Origin of the sequence: Phocaeicola coprocola DSM 17136 (genome assembly GCF_000154845.1) — a bacterium.
Classification (GTDB): Bacteria; Bacteroidota; Bacteroidia; order Bacteroidales; family Bacteroidaceae; genus Phocaeicola; species Phocaeicola coprocola.
In genome coordinates, this window is the sequence record NZ_DS981505.1 from 122969 (window position 1) to 146695 (window position 23727).

20 protein-coding genes, 1 tRNA gene and 2 pseudogenes are annotated in these 23727 nt (G+C 40.4%); 10 read left to right on the forward strand and 13 right to left on the reverse strand.

Features of this window, described 5'->3' with window-relative positions; all coding sequences use genetic code 11:
- The first annotated feature begins 6 nt into the window (after positions 1–6).
- From BACCOP_RS16065 to BACCOP_RS20525, 5 genes and pseudogenes are all read left to right on the forward strand, one after another.
- On the forward strand, positions 7–324 hold the full coding sequence (locus BACCOP_RS16065) for a helix-turn-helix domain-containing protein (protein WP_007571011.1): 318 nt from the start codon (positions 7–9) through the stop codon (positions 322–324).
- Positions 325–691: 367 nt separating this feature from the next.
- On the forward strand, positions 692–799 hold the full coding sequence (locus BACCOP_RS21225; RefSeq protein WP_235776975.1) for an Arm DNA-binding domain-containing protein: 108 nt from the start codon (positions 692–694) through the stop codon (positions 797–799).
- Positions 774–1022 (forward strand): annotated as a pseudogene (locus tag BACCOP_RS16070) (tyrosine-type recombinase/integrase); the annotation flags it as partial. The gene BACCOP_RS21225 and the pseudogene BACCOP_RS16070, both read left to right, overlap by 26 nt.
- Positions 1023–1591: 569 nt before the next feature.
- Entirely contained in the window at positions 1592–1918 is a 327-nt protein-coding gene (locus BACCOP_RS16075) for a hypothetical protein (RefSeq protein WP_007571018.1), read from the forward strand.
- A 54-nt stretch (positions 1919–1972) separates the two neighbouring features.
- Positions 1973–2752 (forward strand): DUF4595 domain-containing protein, encoded by a 780-nt coding sequence (locus tag BACCOP_RS20525; RefSeq protein ID WP_007571019.1) that lies wholly within the window; start codon positions 1973–1975, stop codon positions 2750–2752.
- A gap of 216 nt (positions 2753–2968) precedes the next feature.
- Here BACCOP_RS20525 and BACCOP_RS16085 read toward each other — a convergent pair whose 3' ends face one another.
- From BACCOP_RS16085 to BACCOP_RS16110, 7 genes and pseudogenes are all read right to left on the reverse strand, one after another.
- The gene (locus tag BACCOP_RS16085; protein WP_155162804.1) at positions 2969–3961 is read right to left on the reverse strand and encodes an ISAon1 family transposase; all 993 of its coding nucleotides are present in this window, start codon (positions 3959–3961) and stop codon (positions 2969–2971) included.
- A pseudogene (locus BACCOP_RS20530) lies at positions 3927–4312 on the reverse strand (ISAon1 family transposase N-terminal region protein). The gene BACCOP_RS16085 and the pseudogene BACCOP_RS20530 overlap by 35 nt, the downstream one beginning before the upstream one ends.
- Positions 4313–4496: 184 nt before the next feature.
- Positions 4497–4578 (reverse strand) — tRNA-Leu (locus BACCOP_RS16090).
- A gap of 87 nt (positions 4579–4665) precedes the next feature.
- The gene (locus BACCOP_RS16095) at positions 4666–5682 is read right to left on the reverse strand and encodes a S41 family peptidase (protein WP_007571023.1); all 1017 of its coding nucleotides are present in this window, start codon (positions 5680–5682) and stop codon (positions 4666–4668) included.
- Between the two features lie 3 nt (positions 5683–5685).
- Positions 5686–6537 carry a DUF3316 domain-containing protein gene (locus BACCOP_RS16100; RefSeq protein WP_007571025.1) on the reverse strand — a complete coding sequence of 284 codons (852 nt, stop codon included), beginning with the start codon at positions 6535–6537 and terminating at the stop codon, positions 5686–5688.
- A gap of 10 nt (positions 6538–6547) precedes the next feature.
- The gene (locus BACCOP_RS16105; RefSeq protein WP_007571027.1) at positions 6548–9187 is read right to left on the reverse strand and encodes a DNA gyrase/topoisomerase IV subunit A; all 2640 of its coding nucleotides are present in this window, start codon (positions 9185–9187) and stop codon (positions 6548–6550) included.
- Positions 9188–9431: 244 nt separating this feature from the next.
- On the reverse strand, positions 9432–10766 hold the full coding sequence (locus BACCOP_RS16110) for an MATE family efflux transporter (protein ID WP_007571028.1): 1335 nt from the start codon (positions 10764–10766) through the stop codon (positions 9432–9434).
- A 177-nt stretch (positions 10767–10943) separates the two neighbouring features.
- On the opposite strand from BACCOP_RS16110, the gene BACCOP_RS16115 reads away from it, so the two are divergent.
- The gene (locus tag BACCOP_RS16115; RefSeq protein ID WP_007571030.1) at positions 10944–12488 is read left to right on the forward strand and encodes a glycine--tRNA ligase; all 1545 of its coding nucleotides are present in this window, start codon (positions 10944–10946) and stop codon (positions 12486–12488) included.
- A 15-nt stretch (positions 12489–12503) separates the two neighbouring features.
- On the forward strand, positions 12504–13148 hold the full coding sequence (locus BACCOP_RS16120; protein ID WP_007571032.1) for an FKBP-type peptidyl-prolyl cis-trans isomerase: 645 nt from the start codon (positions 12504–12506) through the stop codon (positions 13146–13148).
- Between the two features lie 89 nt (positions 13149–13237).
- Here the strand turns inward: BACCOP_RS16120 and BACCOP_RS16125 are convergent, their stop codons facing one another.
- The 3 genes from BACCOP_RS16125 to BACCOP_RS16130 all read right to left on the reverse strand — a co-directional run bounded on the left by BACCOP_RS16125 (position 13238) and on the right by BACCOP_RS16130 (position 15540).
- Positions 13238–13714: a lipocalin family protein gene (locus tag BACCOP_RS16125; protein WP_007571034.1), complete on the reverse strand. Its 477-nt coding sequence runs from the start codon at positions 13712–13714 to the stop codon at positions 13238–13240.
- A 29-nt stretch (positions 13715–13743) separates the two neighbouring features.
- Positions 13744–13875, reverse strand: a complete 132-nt coding sequence (locus BACCOP_RS21320; RefSeq protein WP_007571035.1) for a hypothetical protein — start codon at positions 13873–13875, stop codon at positions 13744–13746.
- A gap of 570 nt (positions 13876–14445) precedes the next feature.
- Positions 14446–15540, reverse strand: a complete 1095-nt coding sequence (locus BACCOP_RS16130; protein ID WP_007571037.1) for a glycoside hydrolase family 43 protein — start codon at positions 15538–15540, stop codon at positions 14446–14448.
- A 224-nt stretch (positions 15541–15764) separates the two neighbouring features.
- Between BACCOP_RS16130 and BACCOP_RS16135 the strand changes: the two genes are divergently transcribed.
- The 3 genes from BACCOP_RS16135 (at position 15765) to BACCOP_RS16145 (ending at position 20405) form a co-directional block, all read left to right on the forward strand.
- Entirely contained in the window at positions 15765–17825 is a 2061-nt protein-coding gene (locus BACCOP_RS16135) for a beta-L-arabinofuranosidase domain-containing protein (protein WP_022124765.1), read from the forward strand.
- Between the two features lie 21 nt (positions 17826–17846).
- Positions 17847–19652, forward strand: coding sequence for a glycoside hydrolase family 2 protein (locus tag BACCOP_RS16140; protein WP_007571039.1), 1806 nt, complete (start codon positions 17847–17849; stop codon positions 19650–19652).
- Positions 19653–19904: 252 nt separating this feature from the next.
- Complete coding sequence (locus BACCOP_RS16145) at positions 19905–20405, forward strand: NUDIX hydrolase (RefSeq protein WP_085960436.1); 501 nt, start codon at positions 19905–19907, stop codon at positions 20403–20405.
- A gap of 423 nt (positions 20406–20828) precedes the next feature.
- Here BACCOP_RS16145 and BACCOP_RS16150 read toward each other — a convergent pair whose 3' ends face one another.
- The 3 genes from BACCOP_RS16150 to BACCOP_RS16160 all read right to left on the reverse strand — a co-directional run bounded on the left by BACCOP_RS16150 (position 20829) and on the right by BACCOP_RS16160 (position 23486).
- Positions 20829–21296, reverse strand: a complete 468-nt coding sequence (locus tag BACCOP_RS16150; protein ID WP_040312200.1) for a nucleoside deaminase — start codon at positions 21294–21296, stop codon at positions 20829–20831.
- Positions 21297–21540: 244 nt separating this feature from the next.
- Positions 21541–23178, reverse strand: coding sequence for a chaperonin GroEL (gene groL, locus BACCOP_RS16155; protein WP_007571042.1), 1638 nt, complete (start codon positions 23176–23178; stop codon positions 21541–21543).
- Positions 23179–23213: 35 nt separating this feature from the next.
- Positions 23214–23486 (reverse strand): co-chaperone GroES, encoded by a 273-nt coding sequence (locus tag BACCOP_RS16160; RefSeq protein ID WP_007571044.1) that lies wholly within the window; start codon positions 23484–23486, stop codon positions 23214–23216.
- Between the last annotated feature and the right edge of the window lie 241 nt (positions 23487–23727).

The following is a 23727-nucleotide window of genomic DNA, read 5'->3' on the forward strand; positions in this document are numbered from 1 at the left end:
AAGGATATGGAAGAAATGAAATTCTATACGGAAGAAGAAACATTAAATAGAGTTATTGGCGCAAAAGGCACCCCGGCACGCAACAAATATGAAGATGATATTAACAATTTCCTCATAGGTGAAGCCATCAAGCAAACCAGAGAAGCAAAAAACTTGACTCAGGAGGAACTTGGAGAATTAATGGGAGTGAAAAGAGCGCAAATATCCAAAATAGAAAGCGGAAAGAGCATTACTTTCTCAACAATAATCAGGGCATTTAAGGCTATGGGAGTAAATTCAGCCAATCTTGACTTAGGTACATTGGGAAAGGTAGTTCTTTGGTAATTTTGAGTGAATAATCAATTTTAATATTAACAGCAGCAATTTATACTATTGTAAACCATAGTGTAAACCGGAGAACAAAGAAAAAGCTTAACTATTGATAATCAGATATTATCAATCTATAATTCTCAAAGTCTGGGGGGCGTGTGGTCGCTGGTTCGAATCCAGTCACCCCGACTGGTAAAAAGCATTGATAATCTGATGATTGTCGATGCTTTTTTTGCTTTTATGCATATTGCTGTAAGCGGCGGCTTAATCGAGCAAATTAAACCAGCAATTAAACCAAGAATTAAACCGAATTCTTATGGACGCTACAATTTCAGTGATTTGCTACAAAAGTAAAACCCTAGCAAATGGGGAGCACCCTTTAATGTTGAGAATTGCACAGAATGGGAAAAGCACCTACAAAAGTCTTAAAATATCTGTTGCAGCAAAACATTGGGACTTTGAACGAACAGAGAATAAATATCATTCTTAAAGAGGTGAAGAAGAAGTACAGGCTAAAGATTAAAAACTTTTCCTGCCATTCACTTAGAAAGACCTTTGGTAGACAGGTCTACAATATGAACAGTGAGAATTCAGAGCTGGCATTAGTAAAGCTGATGGAACTGTTCAATCATAGTTCTGTTGCCATTACTAAAAGATACTTGGGATTAAGGCAGGAAGAAATCTTACAGACTTATGAATCTTTAAGCTTCTAAATAATAGTCAGGTAGATTTTTCGGAAAAAGTTCTCTTTAATGGGGACACTCTGAAAATCTACCAACATTACTGTGATTTTTTGTTCTGCTATACCCAATACAGAAATTGAAGAAAATGTAGGTCAATTACGACTAGATATAAATATTAATATAATAGCCAGTATAATCCCACCGAACTGTATTAGATATATAGTTAAATGTGTAATAATAAAAGCTTTATTTTGAATATTAAAAAACCTTTCGCTAACTTTGCAGCAATTTCAGTGACCTATCGAGTTAGGACGCTGGAAGGACATAATTAACGAGAGGTGTTATTGATATTATCTTCTACATTCAAACTTCGCAACTTTGATATTGGAATGAAGATGATGGCAATAGCACCCACACTTGATATATACCTACCTTATATTTGTAAGGTTTCTATATACCGTTTGGTGTGGGGCTATTGTTTTATCCATTCCAAAGGTAATGCGAAGACCTGAATGTAGGGTAAAATTAATAGTTTTCCCACACCTTATTTTATTAATAGCTTTCTTTGGGGAATTGAGAAAGGTTTATACTATTTTATTATGAAGAAACTTGTTCTATGGAGTGTCCTGTTATTACTTTGTGGCTGTGAATCAAAATCTACTCAAGTAAAGAATAAAGCAACTGATTTATTAGAGGATTATACTAATGCATTAGACAATGCAAAATCAAAAGAAGAAGTAAAAATCTTAAAGGAGGAGTTTGAAAGAAAAGGTGAAATGCTGGAGGATGAAGTTAATAAATTGCAAGAAAGCGGTGATTATTCTCTAAAGAATATGCAAGATATAATGCAGGATGAAAAGTTAAAAGGACTTGTAGAGCAAGCAAAGGAAGCTGAACGAAATGCTTATAATCGATGTAAAGAATAGCTAAAGACAAAAAGAAAAATTATTTACCAGATTAAACGAATAAAAAAAATAGCAATGAAAACATTTAGATTAATTGGAATAGCTTTATTCGCTATAGTAATGTGTGTGAATTTTGCTTCTTGTAGCAAAGATACTGATATACTCACTGATAATGAAATTATCGCTAAGTCCAAAAAACTTATAGGGATGAAAGAAACGGAAGGTGATAATACATATATTTGGGAGTTTTCGTATGATTCAGAAGGAAAACTTTCGTCTATTATATATTCATTTGATTTATATGGTGGTAGTAATAGACAGCAGCAAGTAACTCATTATACTTGGCGTAGCTTCACTATTATTGCTGAAAGTGATTATCAAACTCGAACCTACACGCTTGATGAGAATAACCTAGTAAAAACAATTCGTAGCGATAAAGAAACAGATTGGAGCAATGCACAATTCTCATACAATTCATCTAATCAATTGTTAGTGGCAGATAATGGTACTTATTCCAATAAATATACTTGGGAGAATGATGAAATATCAAAAATTAATTCAAATGATTCTTATTCAAATATCATATATAGTGGAAAAACCTGTAAAGGATATTTCCCTTTATACAATTATTATGATGATATTTTTTATGCTCATCCCGAATTAATAGGTTTACGTAATTTACAATTACCAGAACGAGAGTTCTATAAATACAAAGACAGCCAAATAGAATTTGAATATAGTTATATATTTGATGAAGATGGATATGTGGAAAGTTGTACAATGGTAAGGACTGAAAAGAATCTATCGAATAATTCTAATACAAGTACAACCATTTTTACTTTCAAATGGGAATAGTCTTGTGAACCATAACTAACACAAAAGCCAACCTACCCAATCATACGGATAAGTTGGCTTTTTCAGTTCTAGAAAGTGTCGCTTAGTAAAACAAATTAGAACTATTTGACACTATGATTAACTCTTCGCGTAAACCACAACGTCAACCGTATTTGATAACTCCACATAAAACCTGAGTAATTCGCTGGCTAAATATAAATTGGGGTCAGTAGAAATTTAGTGGGGATACGCATATAGCTTCGCAATGCGGAATAAAAAGAACTTCTTATCAGCTACTCCTCTTAGATTTGCTCTGAACAGTTTAATTTTTGCATTGAACGATTCTGCCATCGCATTTGAAGAACGATGGTTGTAGAAATTCAGTATTTCATCATAGTGCTCATAGAAAGTAGCAGCAATGACATTAAAAGAATGCATCCCTGCTTCTTCTACTTTATTATACCATCGTGCCATAGCCAAACGTGCAGCGTCCTTTATGGTATTCTTAGAGAAAATCATCCGCAGGGAATGGCACAAACCGTATGCCTTTTTGATGTCAGGGTATTCCTCAAATAGGATTGCTGCCCTTTGCTTCTGTTTTTCTGTCCATTTATCAGCTGACTTGAAAAGCAGATACCGGGAGCGTATAAGTAATTCCCTACGGGTATCGCCATTGGAATATCGGTATGGGACATAATCTTCGTTCTTCCGCTTAGCTTCTTCCATTTCCTCATTGGCCTGCTGTATGGCATCCCAACGGTGTTTGATGCGTAATTCCTGCACAGCATCACAAGCTAATCTCTGAATGTGAAAACGGTCTATCACACGGCTGGCTTCAGGAAATGCAGTCCGTACAATCTTGCGCATGGAGTCTGAAAGGTCAAGTGTCACTTCTTTAACGGCATAACGGCTTTCCTCGTCAATTCGTTGCAGCACAGCTATTACATCCTCTGATTTAGTTCCTGCCACGACAGCTACCAGGGAGCACTCTCTCGTACAGGCATCACGGTTGGTTACAAAGGTGTAAAGTTCACCGTTGGAGAGTGAGGTCTCGTCAATCGCCAGATACGGTCCCATATTTTCCGGAAACAGCATCCATTCACCGGCATGGGATAACTGTTCCCAATTACGATATCCGCTGAGAACCTCCTTGTACTGTTTTTCAAATGTATGACCATCTATATGATAGAATTCCTCAAGCGTACGGCAGGTCACTGGGGATGTCTCCATACGTTTCTTTAAAAAAGCCCCAAATTCTTTGGAGTATCTGGTTCCCTTGGCTACAACATCGAGGTCGATGGGAATACTGAAACTTTTACCTGTGCGCAAGTCCGTCCAACGACGACGTCTGATCTTGAGGATTACCTTATGGTCCCGTATGGGAAAGTCTGTCACATTAACAGCTTCCATAAAACCTTTGGATTCAAAATGTTCGTCATTGCTTAACTTGGAATTCATCTTTTCATCCAGACTAATATGAATCTCTTGAGAGGTTTGTTCAACTCCAGAGATAAGAAAGTAATCTAATATCTGAGCCGGCAACACGAGGCTGGCTAGCATATTCAAATAATCGTTTTTCATAATGCGAAGTAAGCAATACTTTACGAGTATAAAAAATAATCCCCACTAAATTTCTACTGACCCATAAATTGCTGATCTGAATAGAAAGAATTTAATTCAATCTTGCAGAATCAATTCCCCAATGCACAAAAAAAAATGGATTTAATAAATTCTGCTTAGAGAAATCTATTAAATCCATTTTTCGTGCGCCTGATAGGACTCGAACCTACACGCCTCACGGCACCAGATCCTAAGTCTGGCGCGGCTACCAATTACGCCACAGGCGCGAAGTAAAATATAACTTAAATCAGTATATATTTCCTTTTTGCGGTTGCAAAGATAGACTATATTTTTGAATTTGCAAAATATTAGAGCTAATTCTTTAATATTTTACATGCTGTTTCTATAATAGTATCTTTTCCTTGCTGCACATCTTCGCTTGTCATGTCTACTTTCACGTCCGGATCGATGCCAAACTCCAGCTGATTCATTTCCGGATCGAACATCGGACTGGCAGAAAAGCGGATAGACCAGCCGTTAGGTATTTCAGAGCTGAACGGCAACCCTGAGCCTCCTCCGGTCTTATCGCCTACGATTGTAACATTCGGAAACTGGTTCATGCTGTTGACAAAATCGTTTGTCGCACTATAAGAGCGCCGGTTGGTGAGCACTACTACCTTTTTCTGCCAGCGTATACCGTCGGACGGTTCTATGTAAACAGGCTTTGGTTCGGAAAGGTCACTGTGTCCGGGACCTGTCTTGTGACACATGTATCCCACAAGCATTTTCTCGTTTGTAAACCGTGCAGCCAACTTCTGTGCTGTCGTCAGGTTACCTCCTCCGTTATTCCTCACATCAATAATCAGCCCGTCGCAAATAGCAAGCTTGTTCAGCGTCTGATCCAGATTACCATCGCCTATCCCGTTGGAGAAACTGGAGCAATAAATATACCCGATGTTGTTCTCCAGAATGCTGTAAGTCAGTCCGGAAGAATTCGTATAGTCTTTCCCCAGATAAATACTCTGAATACTGTCGCTGAAATTGCGCGGATAACTGTCGAACCATTCCCGATACTGTGACGTAGCAAGTGAACTGGAAAGATTCACATGACCGTCGCGTAACTCGTTTACCATATCCGACAAGACCTCGAACAGGTTTTCCCAAGTCATATCCGACGTGATACGACGGGCATACCGTTCGTGCACTTCATTCCAGTCGAGTCCATACTCCTGGTTCTTATAATCGAGAAAGCAATACTGTTCATCTATAATCTTCCACAGTGCCTCAAAGTTATCTTCAGGCGTATTGCCGGAAATATCTTCCCGTATACAGGAATTAAAAATCAGAAGTCCGGACAAAGCAATATATACAATACACGCAAATCGTTTCATAAGCTAAAAGGGAGTTACTTTAAGTGGCATGCTGATACGTTTCTTCCCGCGAAGCAAATACAGGTTGCGCACGAAGCCTATCATAAAATCGTGTGAATAGGTATGGCTTTTCAGGTTGTTGACCTTTGCCTGCTGAATGTCGCACACATATCCTACACGCATCACGACATTGCGTATCGGAAAGTCCAGCGTAACCATCTGTCGCAGCGAAGGATTATTGTGCAGCGAAGTAAACAGTACATTCCGTCCTCCATTGCCTAACGAAAAGATTTCATAATACGACTCACCGTATTCGGGCGAGAACATAACGCCCAGCAGCGGAAGATTTGCCTGATAACGCACCGTCAGCGGATAGCGTGCGATGTGAAATTTGTAGATAACCATACCCGATGCTCCCAACCCTCCGTATGCCTTAGCCTGAGCCGGATTGTTGGAATTACGCCGGTTATAAACCACACCGCCGTTCAGGTCGAGCATCGGTCCTACAAGAATCTTCAGCTTATCATCGTTCATGCGGAACTGATAATGCAGGGCATAGCTCCAGTTTACCAGTCCGGCATACATCTCAGCAGTCTGAGAAATATTCTTGTTATACGAGGCATTGATCTGAAACAGACTTTGCCCGGATACGTTTCCTCCCAGCATACGTGTCATACGCATGCTTTCGTGCATAAACCTGACTTCCGTTCCGCTATATTCCAGCGGAGAAAGATATGTTTCGAATACGTTGCTGTGTCCCACTCCTGCCATTGTAGAGCGCATTACGTAGCGCGTGGCCCGCAAGCTGTCTTCCTGCGCATACAAAGAAAAAACGGCCCCGAGTGCGATGAACAGCGTAATAAGCTTTCGTTTCATTGTTCCGGTTTTAAAATAATGTCATTTGTTCATTGTCTTCTTCCGCAACATTATCATTTTCCGTTTCTGGTGTATCTGCATCTTCCATATCTTCCTGTGGTTCCGGACGACGGGTAGGCTCCAGCTCCTCGATGCGGTCTACCGTAAATGTAGTCAGGCGCTTGCCTTTTGCCTTGAAGCTCTTGACACCTACAAAGTCGCTTGCCTCTATAATCAACGCTTCCCTGAAGCTGTCGTGTCCGCCGAACACAACCTGCAAACGGGGATAAACTTCACCCGAAAGCAGAATCAACTGGTTGTGTTTGTTTTCGCCCAGATAGTTCAACCGTTTGGCTGTCTGCTCGAACGTAAAGCGTTTCAGATATGGATAATTCTGCTGGTCGGCATCATAGAGCACTGCTGTCCAGACCTTCTCAGCATCAAATTTCTCAATAAACTGTATATCGGCATCGTAGTGGTTATTCAAGTCGAAATCGGTTGTATAGAATTCACCGTTCTTATGCACAACCAGAATGCTTTCCCCACTCTGGAATTCTCCGAGATACTGTCCGCGACCGTCGTAATTCAGACGAAGCACATCATGGTCGAACCATACCTTTCTGCCTCCCAGTGTAGAGCCTCCACGCTGTTTCAGACTGATTTTATGCACTTCATATTTGGTCAGCAGATTACCCATCGACTGTCGTCCCTTGATGTTAATGGTACTGAAGTCTTTTTCGAATATCAGCTTCTTGATACGCGGATTCGGGCGGAGTGTCACCTTGATAACCTCAGCTTCCCCGTTCGGATTGGCTGTGAAATATACAATTTTCGATCCGGGAGTTCCCTGTGTCACATCGTATTCACGGTCGCGTATCATCGACGTTACATTGAAACGCTTGATATAGTGGAATCCTTCTTTCCCGTCACGATAAATCACGTTATAGATCGTACGCTTGTCGTTCTTCTTGAAGATATTCACGTAGAGAATGTTCTTGCCTACGAACAGCTTGTCCGAAACACGCACGATTTTATATTTTCCATCTTTATAGAAGATAATCACGTCGTCGATATCGGAACAGTTGCAGATATACTCGTCTTTCTTCAGTCCCGTACCGATAAATCCTTCCTCGCGGTTGATATACAGTTTCTCGTTGGCCTCGGCCACCTTGGTTGCCACAATCGTATCGAAGTTTCGTATCTCCGTACGCCGCGGGAAATTCTTTCCGTATTTCTCCTTGATGCGTGTATACCAGTCGATGGTATATTCAGTAATATGAGCCAGATGATTGTCTATTTCTTCGATATCCGCTTTCAACTTGGTAATAAACTCGTCCGCCTTATCCTTGTTGAACTTCAGGATACGCGCCATCTTTATCTCCATAAGCTTGAGGATATCCTCCTTAGTCACTTCGCGTACAAACTGCGGATAGAAAGGTGTCAGCCGTTCGTCGATATGTTCGCATGCGGCATCCATATTCTCAGCCTGTTCGAACTGCTTGTCCTTGTAGATACGCTCTTCGATGAAGATTTTCTCCAGCGAAGCGAAATGCAAGGTTTCCAGCGTTTCGTTGCGCTGGATGTTCAGTTCCTGACGAAGCAGCGAAAGTGTATTGTCTACCGACTTACGGAGTACCACACTGACAGAAAGGAAATGCGGCTTCTTGTTGTCGATGACACAACAGTTGGGCGAAATATTCACCTCACAGTCGGTAAAGGCATACAGGGCGTCGAGTGTCTTGTCCGACGAAACGCCCGGAGCCAGATGTACCAGAATCTCCACCTTGTCGGCGGTATTGTCGTCCACCTTCCGTACCTTGATCTTACCCTTTTCGATAGCTTTCAGGATAGAATCAATCAGTGAAGAAGTTGTTTTTCCGTACGGTATTTCACTGATGCAAAGAGTTTTATTATCTATCTTGGAGATTTTGGCACGTACACGCACTACTCCCCCACGCTCACCGTCGTTATAGCGCGACACATCGATGGAACCTCCTGTCTGGAAATCGGGATACAGATGAAACTCCTCTCCGTGCAGGTAAGCAATGGCCGCATCACACAGCTCATTGAAGTTGTGCGGCAATATTTTCGATGAAAGACCTACGGCAATACCTTCCACTCCCTGAGCCAGCAGCAGCGGAAACTTGACAGGAAGCGTCACCGGTTCACGGTTTCGTCCGTCGTAAGAAGCCTGCCATTCGGTTGTCTTCGGATTGAACACCACATCGAGCGCAAACTTCGAAAGACGTGCTTCAATGTATCGGGGAGCAGCGGCATCATCACCGGTAAGAATATTTCCCCAGTTTCCCTGACAGTCGATAAGCAGATCTTTCTGTCCCAGCTGTACCAGTGCATCGCCGATGGACGCATCACCATGAGGATGGAACTGCATGGTATGTCCTACGATATTTGCCACCTTGTTGTAGCGTCCGTCGTCCAGGCGCTTCATAGAGTGCAGGATACGTCGCTGAACAGGCTTCAGTCCATCGTTGATATGAGGAACCGCACGTTCCAGAATAACATACGAAGCATAGTCCAGAAACCAGTTCTGGTACATACCGCTCAATTGGTGTTTTACAGTTTCGTCGCCCTGGTCGACAGGCTTATAGTCAGAATGTGCTTCTTTATCGCTTGATTGGATATCGTTTTTATCGAAAATATCTTCGCTCATATAAGTGATTTAGTGGAAAAACAACAGACAAAAATACGAAAAAAAATATTCCTATTATATATATTGCTGAAAATAAACCTGTATTTAGTCGAACGAATCTTTCATACGGATGCTATTGTTTTCAAGAAAATATCAGCTTCTTTTCCTAAAAACATCAGCATATTTTCAGGAAAATTTGTACAGAAAATCAGTGTACGGACAGTGGGCCGCAAAGGCTTCCCTGCACCATCCGGCAATGAGAATTTTATTTTTTCATCTCATTCAAAACAGGAATGGTAAGCGGAATAGCAAGCAGGAACGAACAAAGATCGGACACCGCCTGACACATTTCCACCCCCTGCAAACCGAAGAAATGAGGGAGAATCAGGATGAAAGGGATGAAAAACAGTCCCTGCCGCGCAGAAGACAAGGTGACGGCACGTACAGGCTTGCGGATAGTCTGCAACATCATGTTACACAAAATGACCCATGCTCCTAAAGGTAAAGTAATGAGCTGCCAGCGTAAGGCACGTGTTCCGGTTTCGATAACATGCGGATCATCGCGGAACCACGATACGATCTCGGGAGAGAAAATGTAACCGATAACCGAACAGACAGCCAGAAACACAACTCCTGTCTTGACACAGAACCAGAAGCCTTCGCGTACACGACGGTAAATGCCTGCTCCGTAATTGAATCCGCACACCGGCTGGAAACCTTGTCCGAAACCAATCACAAAAGAGTTGATAAACATACAGATACGGGTAACGATAGACATTCCGGCAATGGCTGCATCTCCATAAGCTCCGGCTGCCACGTTCAGCAGAATGGTAGAAAGGCTGGCAAGTCCCTGACGACAAAGCGAAGGGCTTCCACCGAATACGATTTCTTTCAAATATGCCGGTTTCAAGGTAAAATTTTTGAAACGGATGCGGATATTTGTACCTCGGCTGTCCATTACGAGCAACACCAGAAAACTGCATATCTGGCTCAGCAAGGTAGCCCACGCAGCTCCCGAAACACCCATATCGAATACAAAGATCAACAGCGGATCGAGCCCGATATTCAGAACCGCTCCTACAATGATACCCACCATGGCGTATACCGCATTCCCCTGAAAACGCATCTGGTTATTCAGCACCAGCGAAGAAGCCATAAAAGGTGCACCCAGCAAAATAGTCCCCAAATACTCCTCTGCATAAGGGAGGATAGTAGGCGTAGATCCCAGAGCAACACAGATTTGAGAAAGATACAAATGCCCGAACAAGGCTATGATGGCTCCCGACATGAAAGCATAGAAAAAGCCTGTAGATGCCATTTTTTCTGCACTTTCGTAATCTTTGGCTCCCAGCTTACGAGAAATATAATTACCCGACCCATGCCCGAAAAAGAATCCAAAAGCCTGAATGATAGCCATAACAGAGAACGAAATTCCGACCGCAGCCGTCGACTGTGTGTTAATCTGCCCCACAAAATAAGTATCAGCCATGACATAAAAAGAAGTAACCAGCATGCTGATGATGGTAGGCACAGCCAGTGAACCGATAAGACGGGGAATCGGAGCTGTGGTCATAAGTGTATATTTATCTTTCGTACTCATTGTTTTTTCACGGATGTTTCTGCAAAAGTAGAAAAAAATAACCACCTTTCCTTACAGATTCCCTCCATTCATAAGATAAATTAAGACAGCTATTCTTCTTTTTTGCTTATAAATACCTATCTTTGTGACCTACTATGTAATGAAAATAACATACATCAAAAAAAATAAGAAAGAAAAATGGCACAAGAAGACGTTTTCAAGAAACTTGTTTCACACTGTAAAGAATATGGTTTCGTATTTCCTTCAAGTGAAATTTACGATGGACTGGGAGCCGTATATGACTACGGACAAATGGGTGTGGAACTGAAAAACAACATCAAACAGTACTGGTGGCAGAGCATGGTATTGCTGCATGAAAATATCGTAGGTATTGATTCGGCTATCTTCATGCATCCTACTATCTGGAAGGCTTCGGGACACGTGGATGCGTTCAACGATCCTTTGATCGATAACCGCGACTCGAAGAAACGTTATCGTGCCGATGTGCTGATTGAAGACCAGATTGCTAAATACGACGAAAAGATCAATAAGGAAGTTGCAAAAGCCGCAAAGAAATTCGGTGACGCATTCGATGAAGCTCAGTTCCGCAGCACTAACGCACGTGTACTGGAACATCAGGCTAAACGTGATGCTTTGCACGAACGCTACTCAAAGGCAATGAATGCAGGACCAGACTTGAACGAATTGCGTCAGATCATCCTGGACGAAGAAATCGTTTGCCCGATTTCAGGAACTAAAAACTGGACTGAAGTACGTCAGTTCAACCTGATGTTCTCTACCGAAATGGGATCTACTGCCGACGGTGCTATGAAAGTATATCTGCGTCCGGAAACTGCTCAGGGTATTTTCGTAAACTACCTGAATGTTCAGAAAACAGGACGTATGAAAGTTCCTTTCGGTATCGCTCAGATTGGTAAGGCTTTCCGTAACGAAATCGTTGCACGTCAGTTCATCTTCCGTATGCGTGAGTTCGAACAGATGGAAATGCAGTTCTTTGTAAAACCGGGAACTGAACTTGAATGGTTCCAGAAATGGAAAGAAACTCGTTTGAAATGGCATAAGGCACTGGGATTCGGCGACGACCACTACCGTTACCACGACCACGAAAAACTGGCTCACTACGCTAATGCCGCTACCGATATCGAATTCCTGATGCCATTCGGATTCAAGGAAGTAGAAGGTATTCACAGCCGTACTAACTTCGACTTGAGCCAGCATGAAAAATATTCTGGCAAGAGCATCAAGTACTTCGATCCGGAAATCAACGAATCATATACTCCGTACGTTATCGAAACATCTATCGGTGTAGACCGTATGTTCCTGAGTATCATGAGCGCTGCTTACCACGAAGAAACGCTGGAAAACGGAGAAACTCGTGTCGTACTGAAATTGCCTGCTGCACTGGCTCCAGTAAAACTGGCTATCATGCCGCTGGTAAAGAAAGACGGTCTGCCTGAAAAGGCTCGTGAAATCATGGACGATCTGAAGTTCCACTTCCACTGCCAGTATGATGAAAAAGACAGTATCGGTAAGCGTTACCGCCGTCAGGATGCCATCGGTACTCCGTATTGTATCACTATCGACCACCAGACACTGGAAGACAACTGCGTAACTCTGCGTAACCGTGATACAATGGAACAAGAACGCGTGGCTATTGCCGATCTGAATAGTATTATTGCCGATAAGGTTAGTATCACTAGTCTGTTGAAGACTTTGCAATAAAAATTTTGAATGTGCATGAATAAAAATATATTATGGTTGTTAGGCATCCTTGTTTCACTGAGTGCAGGCTTTACTTCTTGCAGTGAAGATACACAAACGGCCGATCCGTATAGTGACTGGGCAGTGCGCAACGATGCCTATATCGACTCTATCGCCTCCGTTTGCGCGAATCCTCCTGCCGGAGAACATTGGGAAAAAGTATTGAACTATAAGTTACAGAGCGATGCTTCAGAGGATCTGGGCTATCAGGACTACACTCCGGGGAAAAACGATTATGTGTATATGAAGCTCTTTCCGGAAGATAATATCGAACCTCTGGGAATTTCTCCTATGTCGACTGATATGGTAAGTGTCCACTATCGCGGAAAATTAATAAACGGAACGGTCTTCGATGAAAGTTTCTCTGGAGAATGGAATGGAATGGTAAACGAACCCAGATCATTTGCGGCTTCAGGTGTAATTACAGGCTGGACAACTGCTCTGTTGAAGATGAAAGAAGGACAGCATGTCGAACTGTATATCCCTAATGGTATGGGATATGGATCGGTAGAGCGTGATGTTATTCCTGCATATTCTACGCTGATATTCGACCTTCGTTTAGAAAAAGTCATCCACCCGAAAGGACCGGATGACAGATCGCGGAAAATGAAACAAGAATAAAATTTATTATATCTTGACATGACAAAAAAAGAGAGAACGCCGATTTGACGTTCTCTCTTTTTTTTATGCTTTATCGTTGTGCAGCTTTATTATTCTTCGTCAGCATCAACCTTTGCTTCTTCTACTATTTCATCAGGAACTTTGTCTACGCGTACGTATTTAGATACTTCAGTACCTTCTTTTACTGTCCATACCATTGAGCCTGACTGCATCAAATCTGTTACGATATATTCGTTGTTCCAGTCGCCGTTTTCATAATCATACTTTCCGCTGAGAACGTATCCATAATGGCCATCTTTCTCAACCGAATAAGTACCTGTGATATAACGTGGATACATGCTGTCATGCTTCTGATACATTTCAAAGTTTCCTTTGCGGTCGAACTCTATATAGATATAGAAATCTTCGGGCAACTGTTCGCCATTCAGTTCTGCCAGCTTCCATGTGCCCTGAAGTGTAATAGGTGTTACTTCAAGAGAAGGCTCCAATACTTCGTCTTCGCTACATGAGAAGGTTGTCAGCGAAATGACAAGCAACATCAAAATCTTAACTATTTTACTTTTCATAATATCTTATCAATTATATTTTTACTATTTCATTTATCGATTAAATTAATCTCAATACTGAGTGTCCTGTCGCTTGGACGTCCTGTTACTCCATCCAGAATCAGCGGAGCATGAAACTTTTCAGGCTTTCCGACAAGTTTCGAAGCGTCGACGCTTATCACGATATCTGCTTCCTGTCCGGGTTTGATAACCTCCGGTTACGTTCTGAATTCCATATATTTAGGCAGATTCATAACAGAAAGCCGCAAATCGGTCTTCCCGCTATTGCCACATAAGATTCTTTGTAAGTTAAAGAGAGGAAAGAAAATTTTTTTGCACAGAAAATGAATTAAAATTATTATATTTTTGCCTTCTTTATCAAGAATACCTCCTGACATCTAAACAAACAGGAGATTCGAATACACATAGAAATAGTAATTTGAATAAACAAAATATAATCCTCAAAAACAAATATCACATCTAATAATAACACATGCCAACTTCACTTACGGCTGACAAGAGTCCATATACGGCAAAGAGATACACCATGCAACTCTCCCAAAAAGTACATTCAGAAAGCAGTATCAAACTGTACCAGAATTAAAGAATACTTCAAACTAGCAATATTCAGATGATTATGGTTTAGGCAAAATATTTAAACAAATCAACAAGATTACTAACAGACTACTATCATATTTACACAAAAAAAGACAACCTTAAAAGTTTCTAGGTTGTCTTTTTATATCTCTAAATCACTTTTTAACGATACCCGAAGGCTTAGGTAATGGCTTTCCTAAACGGACAGGCTTACCTAATATCGGCATATTATTCTTATCCCATGAAATCTTCTGTAAGCGTGGTGTTCTACTCTCACTTTCTCCGGTAATTCCATTAGGTATATTTCTTGCATTATAAAGCATATACCATTCTGTACTATCTGGAGAAGGGATAAATGAGGGACTGCCTGGTCCCCACACACTGTCTTGCGGAGATTGATAAAATACCGGATCTGTTGTTTTTTTCCAAGACTTCGGATCCAATAAATCAGCATCAGCACTACAGCTTAACATTCCGATACAATAATAAGGAGACCAGCATCCACTAGCTGAATAATATATAATCAAATTTTTCTTATCCTTAGAATATAAAAATGTAGGAGCTTCGTTTACATAAATCGGATAGGCAGTACGACTTCCATCAGGATTAACCCACTGCCGTTCCCAGTTATATTCCGGCGAAGATAACATAATACGTTCTCCGTCTAAAGTCCATGGATTTTTCATTTTTGCAATGTAAATACATTGGGTTTCTTCCATAATGCGTCGCTTAGGCCATCCTGACCAAATAAGATACTGCACACCTTTATGCACAAAAGTAGATGCATGTATTCCCCAGTTCCATTCCTGATTAGTCATAATGGGACCTTTCTGTTTAAAAGTTCCCTCCATCGGAGTTCGTGCATCATTTTCTAATACATATATTTGATGATTGTCCGTATTTCCGTCATCAGCAGCATAATAAATATACCATTTATCATTAATCCGATGTATCTCCGGAGCCCACAAGTTATGCATACTCTTGGGATCAGTAGGTCGCCAAACTTCTTTACAAACAGCACTACCCATATCTGTTATATCATTAGTTTCCCAAAGTAGAATCATATCATTTGTTTCATGAGTATAATAATACTTTCCTCCATAAAATAAAGCATTAGGATTACTTCCAGAAGAAAAAATAGGATTAATAAAATAGTCATCCTCTACTTTTAACTGATTTTTCCCCGAATCCGTACATGATAATCCCCCCAAGACAACTATCCCTAAAAAGAAAATTATATTCAATTTCATAAACTAAAAATATCTAGAGAAACAAAAATAATACAGAACATTAGAAAATAAATGCCAACTTTTTTGTCAAAAGTACGTAAAATTTATCTTTTTCACTCCAAAGATTCAAATTTTATTGTCAGTAAAACAAAAATGGTCAGTTTTTTTCATTAATGTACTTATTTTTTTTGTTGATTCTTTCTTAAAAACACAATTTTTGCAACAGAGAAAAAAATCGATTAGCTATGAGAAATATGAATATCAAAACAGCTATTTATTCCACGGTAATCATACTGCTATCTTCTTGTGGACAGATAAAAGCGCCCCATCAGGATGAAAGCATTACAATGGTAGAAAAACCAGTTCTTGGTAATTCCACCTCTAATTATGTCAATAATCGTTTGCCGTTATTGCCCCAACACTTCATAAAACTACCCGTCGGAAGTATTCAACCCGAAGGTTGGTTGAAAGAGTATCTGATACGTCAGAGAGACGGATTAACCGGCCACCTGAATGAAATCAGTGCATGGTTGGAAAAAAATAATAATGCATGGCTTACCACACAAGGAGATCACGGATGGGAAGAGGTTCCTTACTGGCTCAAAGGATATGGCAATCTTGCGTATATCCTAAAAGACAAAAAAATGATTGATGAAGCTAAAATCTGGATTGAAGCAACCTTAAAAAGTCAGCGTCCTGATGGTTCATTCGGTCCTATTAATATGAGAGGTGACAAGCCTGAACTTTGGGCACAGATGATTATGCTCTGGTGCTTGCAGTCATATTACGAATATTCCAATGATTCCCGGGTACTTGACTTAATGACCAACTATTTTAAATGGCAGCTTAATCTGGCTGATGAAAAATTTCTGGAAGATTACTGGGAAAACAGCCGCGGAGGAGATAATCTGCTGAGTGTATATTGGTTATATAATCATACAGGTGAAGCTTTTCTCCTTGAACTTGCTGAGAAAATACACCGTAATACAGCCGACTGGACAAAACCTTCATCATTGCCCAACTGGCATAACGTAAATATAGCTCAATGCTTCAGAGAGCCAGCTACCTATTACTTACTAAGTAAAGATTCTGCTATGCTGGCAGCTAGTTATAATGTACATCATCTGATCAGACGTACCTTTGGACAAGTTCCGGGAGGCATGTTTGGAGCTGACGAAAATGCTCGCATGGGATATATTGATCCACGACAAGGAGTTGAAACCTGTGGTATGGTAGAACAAATGGCCTCTGATGAAATCATGCTAAAAATTACAGGTGATCCTTTTTGGGCTGAAAACTGTGAAGATGTTGCATTCAATACCTATCCGGCTGCAACAATGCCCGACTTTAAAGCACTGCGTTATATAACTAGTCCTAACCAGGTTACCAGCGATGCGCAAAACCACCACCCCGGAATTGACAACTCTGGACCATTTTTAGCAATGAATCCTTTCAGTTGTCGTTGTTGTCAGCATAATCATACCCAAGGATGGCCTTATTATGCCGAACACCTTGTATTGGCAACTCCCGACAACGGAGCAGCACTCGCCCTATATGCATCCTGCCAGGCAGATATTACAGTTGGGAATAATCAGAAAATAAAACTTATAGAAAAGACCAATTATCCTTTCGAAGAGTCTATACAACTATTAGTCCAGACAGAAAAAAATGTAGATTTCCCTCTTTATCTGCGAATTCCATCATGGAGTCCAGACGCTTCCATCAAAATTAATGGTAAAAAGGTAAAGACTTCATTAATAGCAGGACAATATGTCCGTATCCAACGAACATGGAGCAACGATGATGTCATAGAGCTGAATGTGCCGATGCATCTAAACTTACGCACATGGCAAGTCAATAAAAACAGTGTGAGTATCGATTACGGCCCCCTGACCTTCTCGCTAAAGATACAAGAAAAATACATTAAGCGTGACAGCCGTCAGACTGCTATCGGAGATTCACAATGGCAAAACGATGCAGATGCAGAAAACTGGCCTTCATTTGAGATATTCCCTGCATCAGCCTGGAATTATTCTCTTGTTCTGGATAAAGAAAATGCTTTAAAGAATTTTGAAGTTATTCGGAAAAACTGGCCTGATAACAACTTCCCATTTACTCAGGAAAGTTGTCCAATAGAAATCAAAGCAATAGGCCGTAAAGTACCTTCATGGAAGGTAGATCAGTATGGACTTTGTCATGAACTACCAGAAACGAATGCGCCTAAAGGAGAAAAAGAAAACATAACTCTTATACCTATGGGAGCAGCACGTTTGCGTATCAGTGCTTTTCCCAATACTTACGAATAATTAACCCAAACTAAATAAACGATGAAAAAACTAATTACAACAGCTGCGCTTTTTCTGGCATTAGCATTTAATGTTAAAGCTAATGATTTGCCTCGCAAAGAATATCCACGTCCGCAATTTGAACGGGAAGACTGGATTAACCTGAATGGTACATGGACCTTCGATTTTGATTTCGGACAGTCCGGTGTTGACCGTCAGCTTCAGAATTCGGAAAAATTCAGCAAGAACATTATAGTTCCATTTTGTCCGGAAAGTGAATTGTCTGGAGTGAAACATACAGACTTTATAAACTGTATGTGGTATCAAAGAAAAATTTCCATACCAGCTAACTGGAACGGAAAGAAAATATTCCTGAATTTCGGTGCCGTAGACTACTGGTGCGAAATATACATTGACGGAAAGAAAATTCAGCAACACTGGGGAGGAAGCTCATCTTTTGCAATAGATATTACACGATTTGTACAGGCAGGAAACACTCATAACCTGGTTATTCAAGTAAAAGATGATTTAAGAGGAGGAAAACAAACCGGTGGAAAACAATGTACAAACTTTTTCTCAGGAGGTTGTTCTTATACCCGTGTCACAGGTATCTGGCAAACTGTCTGGATGGAAGCCGTTGCTTCAGAAGGTTTAAAAGATATGGTTATACGCACAGATATCGACCAGAAACAATTAGTAGCTACCCCCAGCTTTTACAAGGAATCGGATAACATATTAGAAATCATACTGAAAGACGGTGATAAGGTTATCAGTAAAAAGCAGGCAACATGCTCTAACAACACATGCATTGTACTTCCGGTCAAGAACATGAAATTATGGTCGCCGGAATCACCATTCTTGTATGAACTGACTTATCTGGTTAAAGACAAATCAGGAAAAGTGCTTGATAAAGTCGAATCATATACCGGCATGCGTAAGATACATATTTCTGATGGAATATTCTACCTGAACAACCAGCCTTATTTCCAAAGACTGGTATTAGATCAGGGATATTACCCCGACGGAATATGGACTGCTCCATCAGACGAAGCGCTTAAAAATGATATTATTTTAGGTAAAAATGCAGGATTCAATGGCGCACGTTTACATCAGAAGGTATTCGAAGAACGTTATTATTATTGGGCAGACAAACTGGGATACATTACCTGGGGAGAAAGTGCAAGCTGGGTAATGGATGTGAACGATGAAATTGCGGCACGTAACTTTATCAGTGAATGGAGTGAAATTGTGGTACGCGACCGTAACCACCCATCATTAGTAACCTGGACTCCTTTCAATGAAACATGGGGAAGCCGTGACGGTTCTTATCCGCGCTTAATCCGTGACATCTACCACATGACAAAAGCTATGGATTCTACTCGTCCTATCAACGATGCAAGTGGAGATGATCATGTATTGACTGATATTTGGAGTGTCCACAATTATGAACAAGATGGTACGCGTTTATCAGAACAGTTAATATTTAAGGAAGGAGAAGAACCTTATCGCAACAGCCGCGATAAAAAATATTTGGCCGTATATGAAGGACAACCTTATATGGTTGATGAATTTGGAGGTATAGGATGGATGGCTCCCGAAGAACGTAAAAACTCATGGGGATATGGTAATCTTCCACAGACAGAAGAAGAGTTTTATACACGTTTGCAAGGACAGGTAGAAGCACTGAAAGGAGCTAAGCATGTAATGGGATTCTGTTACACTCAGCTGACAGATGTTGAGCAAGAGAAAAACGGTATTTATTATTATGACCGTACTCCTAAATTTGACATGAAACGAATCAAAAGTATTTTCGAACTGATTCCTTCTTCACATACCAACTTAAAGTAAAAAGATTTTTTCAGAATATCCAATAGACAATAATTGACAATAGGTAAATAATTAAGTTAAAAAGTTTTCAATAGAATAACAATACAAATTTCTGATTAAGAAATCACTAGCCTGAGGCTGAATTCTGATCCGTATCCCCGATAGAATTCAGCCTCTTCTATATACCTTTCCTTCTTGCCTTATCCAATCTTGTCTCACTAAAATTAGTATCTTTGCAACAATAAATAAAGCACTAACATTTAACAGACAATAATTATGTTCGACAACAATGAAGAAATGTTTCCGATAGTAGATGAGGAAGGAAATATCACAGGAGCTGCTACACGAAAAGAATGTCATAGTGGTAGTAAATTACTCCATCCGGTAGTTCATCTGCATGTTTTCAACGATAAGGGTGAGCTATATTTACAAAAACGTCCTGCATGGAAAGATATTCAGCCCAATAAATGGGACACTTCGGTTGGAGGACATATTGACTTAGGTGAGAGTGTGGAAATGGCCTTAAAAAGAGAGGCTCAAGAAGAACTTGGCATTTCCGACTTTACTTTCGAACTGCTTACACATTATGTTTTTGAGTCGGACAGAGAAAAAGAACTGGTATTCTGCCATCGTACTATTTATAACGGAGAAATCTCTCCCAGCAACGAACTTGACGGAGGGCGTTTCTGGTCAATAGAAGAAATAAAAAACAATTTAGGAAAGGGAGTATTTACCCCCAACTTCGAAAGTGAATTTGCAAGATTAAAGTTCTAAGCAATCATTATTTGACAGTACCCAATTATTATTCATTTTTCGCTTGTAAAATTGATTTACATCAAGAATTATACAAAGAGAGGTCAAAATATGCTATACAACATAACAACATATACTCAAAAGATGTAATTTTGTGCTGCAAAACATAAAACAAGACTACTCTAGATAATTGAGAAGCTTAAAAAACTATTCGTAAAAAGTTTCCTCATCATGGAAGAAAACCATGTGAAGATTTGGAAAACGATGACACGATAACAGCACTGATTAATCAGCATGTCTGAAAAAGCAATGAAAATGTAAATTACAAGCAAATAAGAAATTAAGCTGTGTGTCAAAAAAGCACCACAGATTACACTGTTCAAAAACCGATAACAGATTTCCGAGATCAGCGTAATCCGTGGTGCTTTCTAATTTTAAACGATATCAATATTCTACTTTATCAGTTTTATTTTCCCAATCACGGAAAGCTTTAATAGCCTCCTCAGGCAATAACACTTCAGACTTCAGCTTACGGTCTGCCGGTTTCAAATCAAGTTCTTCATATATAAAGGCGTCATCAAAACCTATATCAGCAGCATCATTCTTGCTATTTCCATAATACATTCTATCTAAATGTGCCCAGTAAATAGCTCCCAGACACATCGGACAGGGTTCACAGGAAGTGTAAATCTCACACCCGCTCAAATCGAAAGTCCCTAATATCTTTGCAGCCGTACGGATAGCACTAACTTCAGCATGTGCCGTAGGGTCACAATCTGGAGTTACACGATTTACTCCCATCGCAATAATCTCACCATTTTTAGCAATAACTGCGCCAAACGGTCCTCCTCCCTCAGCTACATTTTGTACTGAAAGTTCTATGGCTTTACGCATCAGTTCTTCTTTTGTCATATCAATTCCTCCTAACATTTTATCTCTATTTGGAAAGATACAAAAAAAATCAGAAAATAGAAACTGAAAGCCAATTAATCTCTTTCTACATAAACCTTTTTACTTCCGAAGGCACAAAATAGAGTCAGAGTCAGAAAAAAGCATTATCAATTAAAAAACAATATCTCCAAAAACAAGAAAACCTCCCGTCTAGATTTCCCAGAACGAGAGGTTTCCGTTTTTTATTATAGAAAAGGGGGGAAGATTACATCATGCCACCCATACCGCCCATACCCGGAGCAGCCATCGGCATTTCAGGTTTTTCTTCTTTCTTTTCTACGATGACACACTCTGTAGTCAAGAACATTCCTGCAATAGAAGCTGCGTTTTCAAGTGCAACACGAGTTACTTTAGCAGGATCTACAACACCGGCTGCATGCAAGTGTTCGTAAACATCGGTACGTGCATTGTATCCGAAATCACCTTTACCTTCACGTACTTTCTGTACAACCACTGCTCCTTCTTTTCCGGCATTGGCTACAATCTGACGAAGCGGCTCTTCAATAGCACGCTTGATTATTTCGATACCAGTTGTTTCATCTGCATTGTCACCCTTCATGCCTTCCAATGCGTCAATAGCACGGATGTAAGTTACGCCACCGCCCGGTACAATACCTTCTTCGATAGCAGCACGAGTAGCACACAACGCATCGTCTACACGGTCTTTCTTTTCTTTCATTTCTACTTCGCTGGCAGCACCTACATAAAGAACAGCTACACCACCTGACAATTTAGCCAGACGTTCCTGAAGTTTTTCTTTATCATAATCAGAAGTAGAATTCTTCATTTCAGCCTTAATCTGGTTGATACGTTCCTGAATCAACTCTTTCTGACCAGCACCGTTTACGATAGTAGTATTTTCCTTAGAAACAGTTACCTTATCGCAAGTACCCAGCATTTCAATAGTAGCCTGTTCCAGTTTCAAACCTTTTTCTTCGCTGATAACTACACCACCAGTCAATACTGCGATATCTTCCAGCATAGCCTTACGACGGTCGCCGAAGCCCGGAGCCTTCACTGCACAAATCTTCAACTGGCCACGCAGACGGTTTACAACCAATGTTGTCAATGCTTCACTGTCAACATCTTCGGCAATAACCAACAAAGGACGTCCGCTCTGAACTGCCGGTTCAAGGATAGGCAAGAAATCTTTCAGGTTAGAAATCTTCTTATCGTAAATCAAGATGTATGGGTGTTCCATCACACATTCCATCTTTTCTGTATCAGTTACGAAGTAAGCTGACAAATAACCACGGTCGAACTGCATACCTTCTACTACACCGATAGTAGTATCAGTACCTTTTGCTTCTTCGATAGTGATTACACCATCTTTAGAAACCTTACGCATTGCATCAGCAATCAGTTTACCGATAACCGGATCATTGTTTGCAGAAATAGTTGCAACCTGTTCAATCTTATCGTAGTTATCACCAACTGTTTCAGCCTGTGCCTTGATTGATTCTACAACTTTAGCAACAGCCTTGTCGATACCACGTTTCAAATCCATCGGATTTGCACCGGCAGTAACGTTCTTCAAGCCTACACCCACGATAGACTGAGCCAATACAGTAGCAGTTGTAGTACCGTCACCAGCATCATCACCAGTCTTCGAAGCTACAGACTTAACCAACTGTGCACCTGTATTCTGGAACGGATCGCTCAATTCTACTTCCTTAGCAACTGTTACACCGTCTTTTGTAATATGAGGAGCACCGAATTTCTTTTCGATGATAACATTACGACCTTTCGGACCGAGAGTTACTTTAACAGCGTTAGCCAATTCGTCTACACCTTTTTTCAACTGATCGCGAGCATCAATGTTGAAGAGAATATCTTTTGCCATAATAATCTTAATGTTTTAAAAGTTCAACTTATGAATTATCCCAAAACTGCGAGAACGTCACTCTGACGCATCATCAGATATTTTACTCCGTCGTGTTCGATTTCAGTACCTGAATATTTTCCATACAATACTGTATCGCCAACTTTCAATATCATTTCTTCATCCTTTGTGCCATTTCCTACTGCCACAACTTCACCCTGCAATGGTTTTTCTTTTGCTGTATCAGGAATGATAATACCACCAATCGTTTTTTCTTCTGCAGGAGCCGGAAGAATCAGGACTCTGTCTGCTAATGGTTTAATGTTCATAGTCTTTATATTTTTACTTATTTATATATACATTTTATTTATATCCTTGAAACGGACATTTGACTTGTTACGAAAAACGTGCCAGACTTCTTTCATGACATTCTGACATGGTTTTTCTGACAAAATCCACTTTTTCTACTGACATACTTGCCAAACAGAATCTCAGCGTTCCTCTAAAATATCAAATCAAGACTAGCTTCGATTAAAACTTTAACTGTATCTTTACATTCCAAACATAACA

Excerpts from the sequence above, each read along its gene's own strand:
- BACCOP_RS16105 (WP_007571027.1), bottom strand. The coding sequence starts at position 9,187 with ATGAGCGAAGATATTTTCGATAAAAACGATATCCAATCAAGCGATAAA.
- BACCOP_RS16095 (WP_007571023.1), bottom strand. The coding sequence starts at position 5,682 with ATGAAACGATTTGCGTGTATTGTATATATTGCTTTGTCCGGACTTCTG.
- BACCOP_RS16130 (WP_007571037.1), bottom strand. The coding sequence starts at position 15,540 with ATGAAATTGAATATAATTTTCTTTTTAGGGATAGTTGTCTTGGGGGGA.
- BACCOP_RS16075 (WP_007571018.1), top strand. The coding sequence starts at position 1,592 with ATGAAGAAACTTGTTCTATGGAGTGTCCTGTTATTACTTTGTGGCTGT.
- BACCOP_RS16160 (WP_007571044.1), bottom strand. The coding sequence starts at position 23,486 with ATGAACATTAAACCATTAGCAGACAGAGTCCTGATTCTTCCGGCTCCT.
- BACCOP_RS16115 (WP_007571030.1), top strand. The coding sequence starts at position 10,944 with ATGGCACAAGAAGACGTTTTCAAGAAACTTGTTTCACACTGTAAAGAA.
- BACCOP_RS21225 (WP_235776975.1), top strand. The coding sequence starts at position 692 with ATGTTGAGAATTGCACAGAATGGGAAAAGCACCTACAAAAGTCTTAAA.
- BACCOP_RS16150 (WP_040312200.1), bottom strand. The coding sequence starts at position 21,296 with ATGACAAAAGAAGAACTGATGCGTAAAGCCATAGAACTTTCAGTACAA.
- BACCOP_RS16110 (WP_007571028.1), bottom strand. The coding sequence starts at position 10,766 with ATGAGTACGAAAGATAAATATACACTTATGACCACAGCTCCGATTCCC.
- BACCOP_RS20525 (WP_007571019.1), top strand. The coding sequence starts at position 1,973 with ATGAAAACATTTAGATTAATTGGAATAGCTTTATTCGCTATAGTAATG.
- BACCOP_RS16065 (WP_007571011.1), top strand. The coding sequence starts at position 7 with ATGGAAGAAATGAAATTCTATACGGAAGAAGAAACATTAAATAGAGTT.
- BACCOP_RS16140 (WP_007571039.1), top strand. The coding sequence starts at position 17,847 with ATGAAAAAACTAATTACAACAGCTGCGCTTTTTCTGGCATTAGCATTT.
- BACCOP_RS16135 (WP_022124765.1), top strand. The coding sequence starts at position 15,765 with ATGAGAAATATGAATATCAAAACAGCTATTTATTCCACGGTAATCATA.
- BACCOP_RS16125 (WP_007571034.1), bottom strand. The coding sequence starts at position 13,714 with ATGAAAAGTAAAATAGTTAAGATTTTGATGTTGCTTGTCATTTCGCTG.
- BACCOP_RS16085 (WP_155162804.1), bottom strand. The coding sequence starts at position 3,961 with ATGGAGACATCCCCAGTGACCTGCCGTACGCTTGAGGAATTCTATCAT.
- BACCOP_RS16100 (WP_007571025.1), bottom strand. The coding sequence starts at position 6,537 with ATGAAACGAAAGCTTATTACGCTGTTCATCGCACTCGGGGCCGTTTTT.
- groL (WP_007571042.1), bottom strand. The coding sequence starts at position 23,178 with ATGGCAAAAGATATTCTCTTCAACATTGATGCTCGCGATCAGTTGAAA.
- BACCOP_RS16120 (WP_007571032.1), top strand. The coding sequence starts at position 12,504 with ATGAATAAAAATATATTATGGTTGTTAGGCATCCTTGTTTCACTGAGT.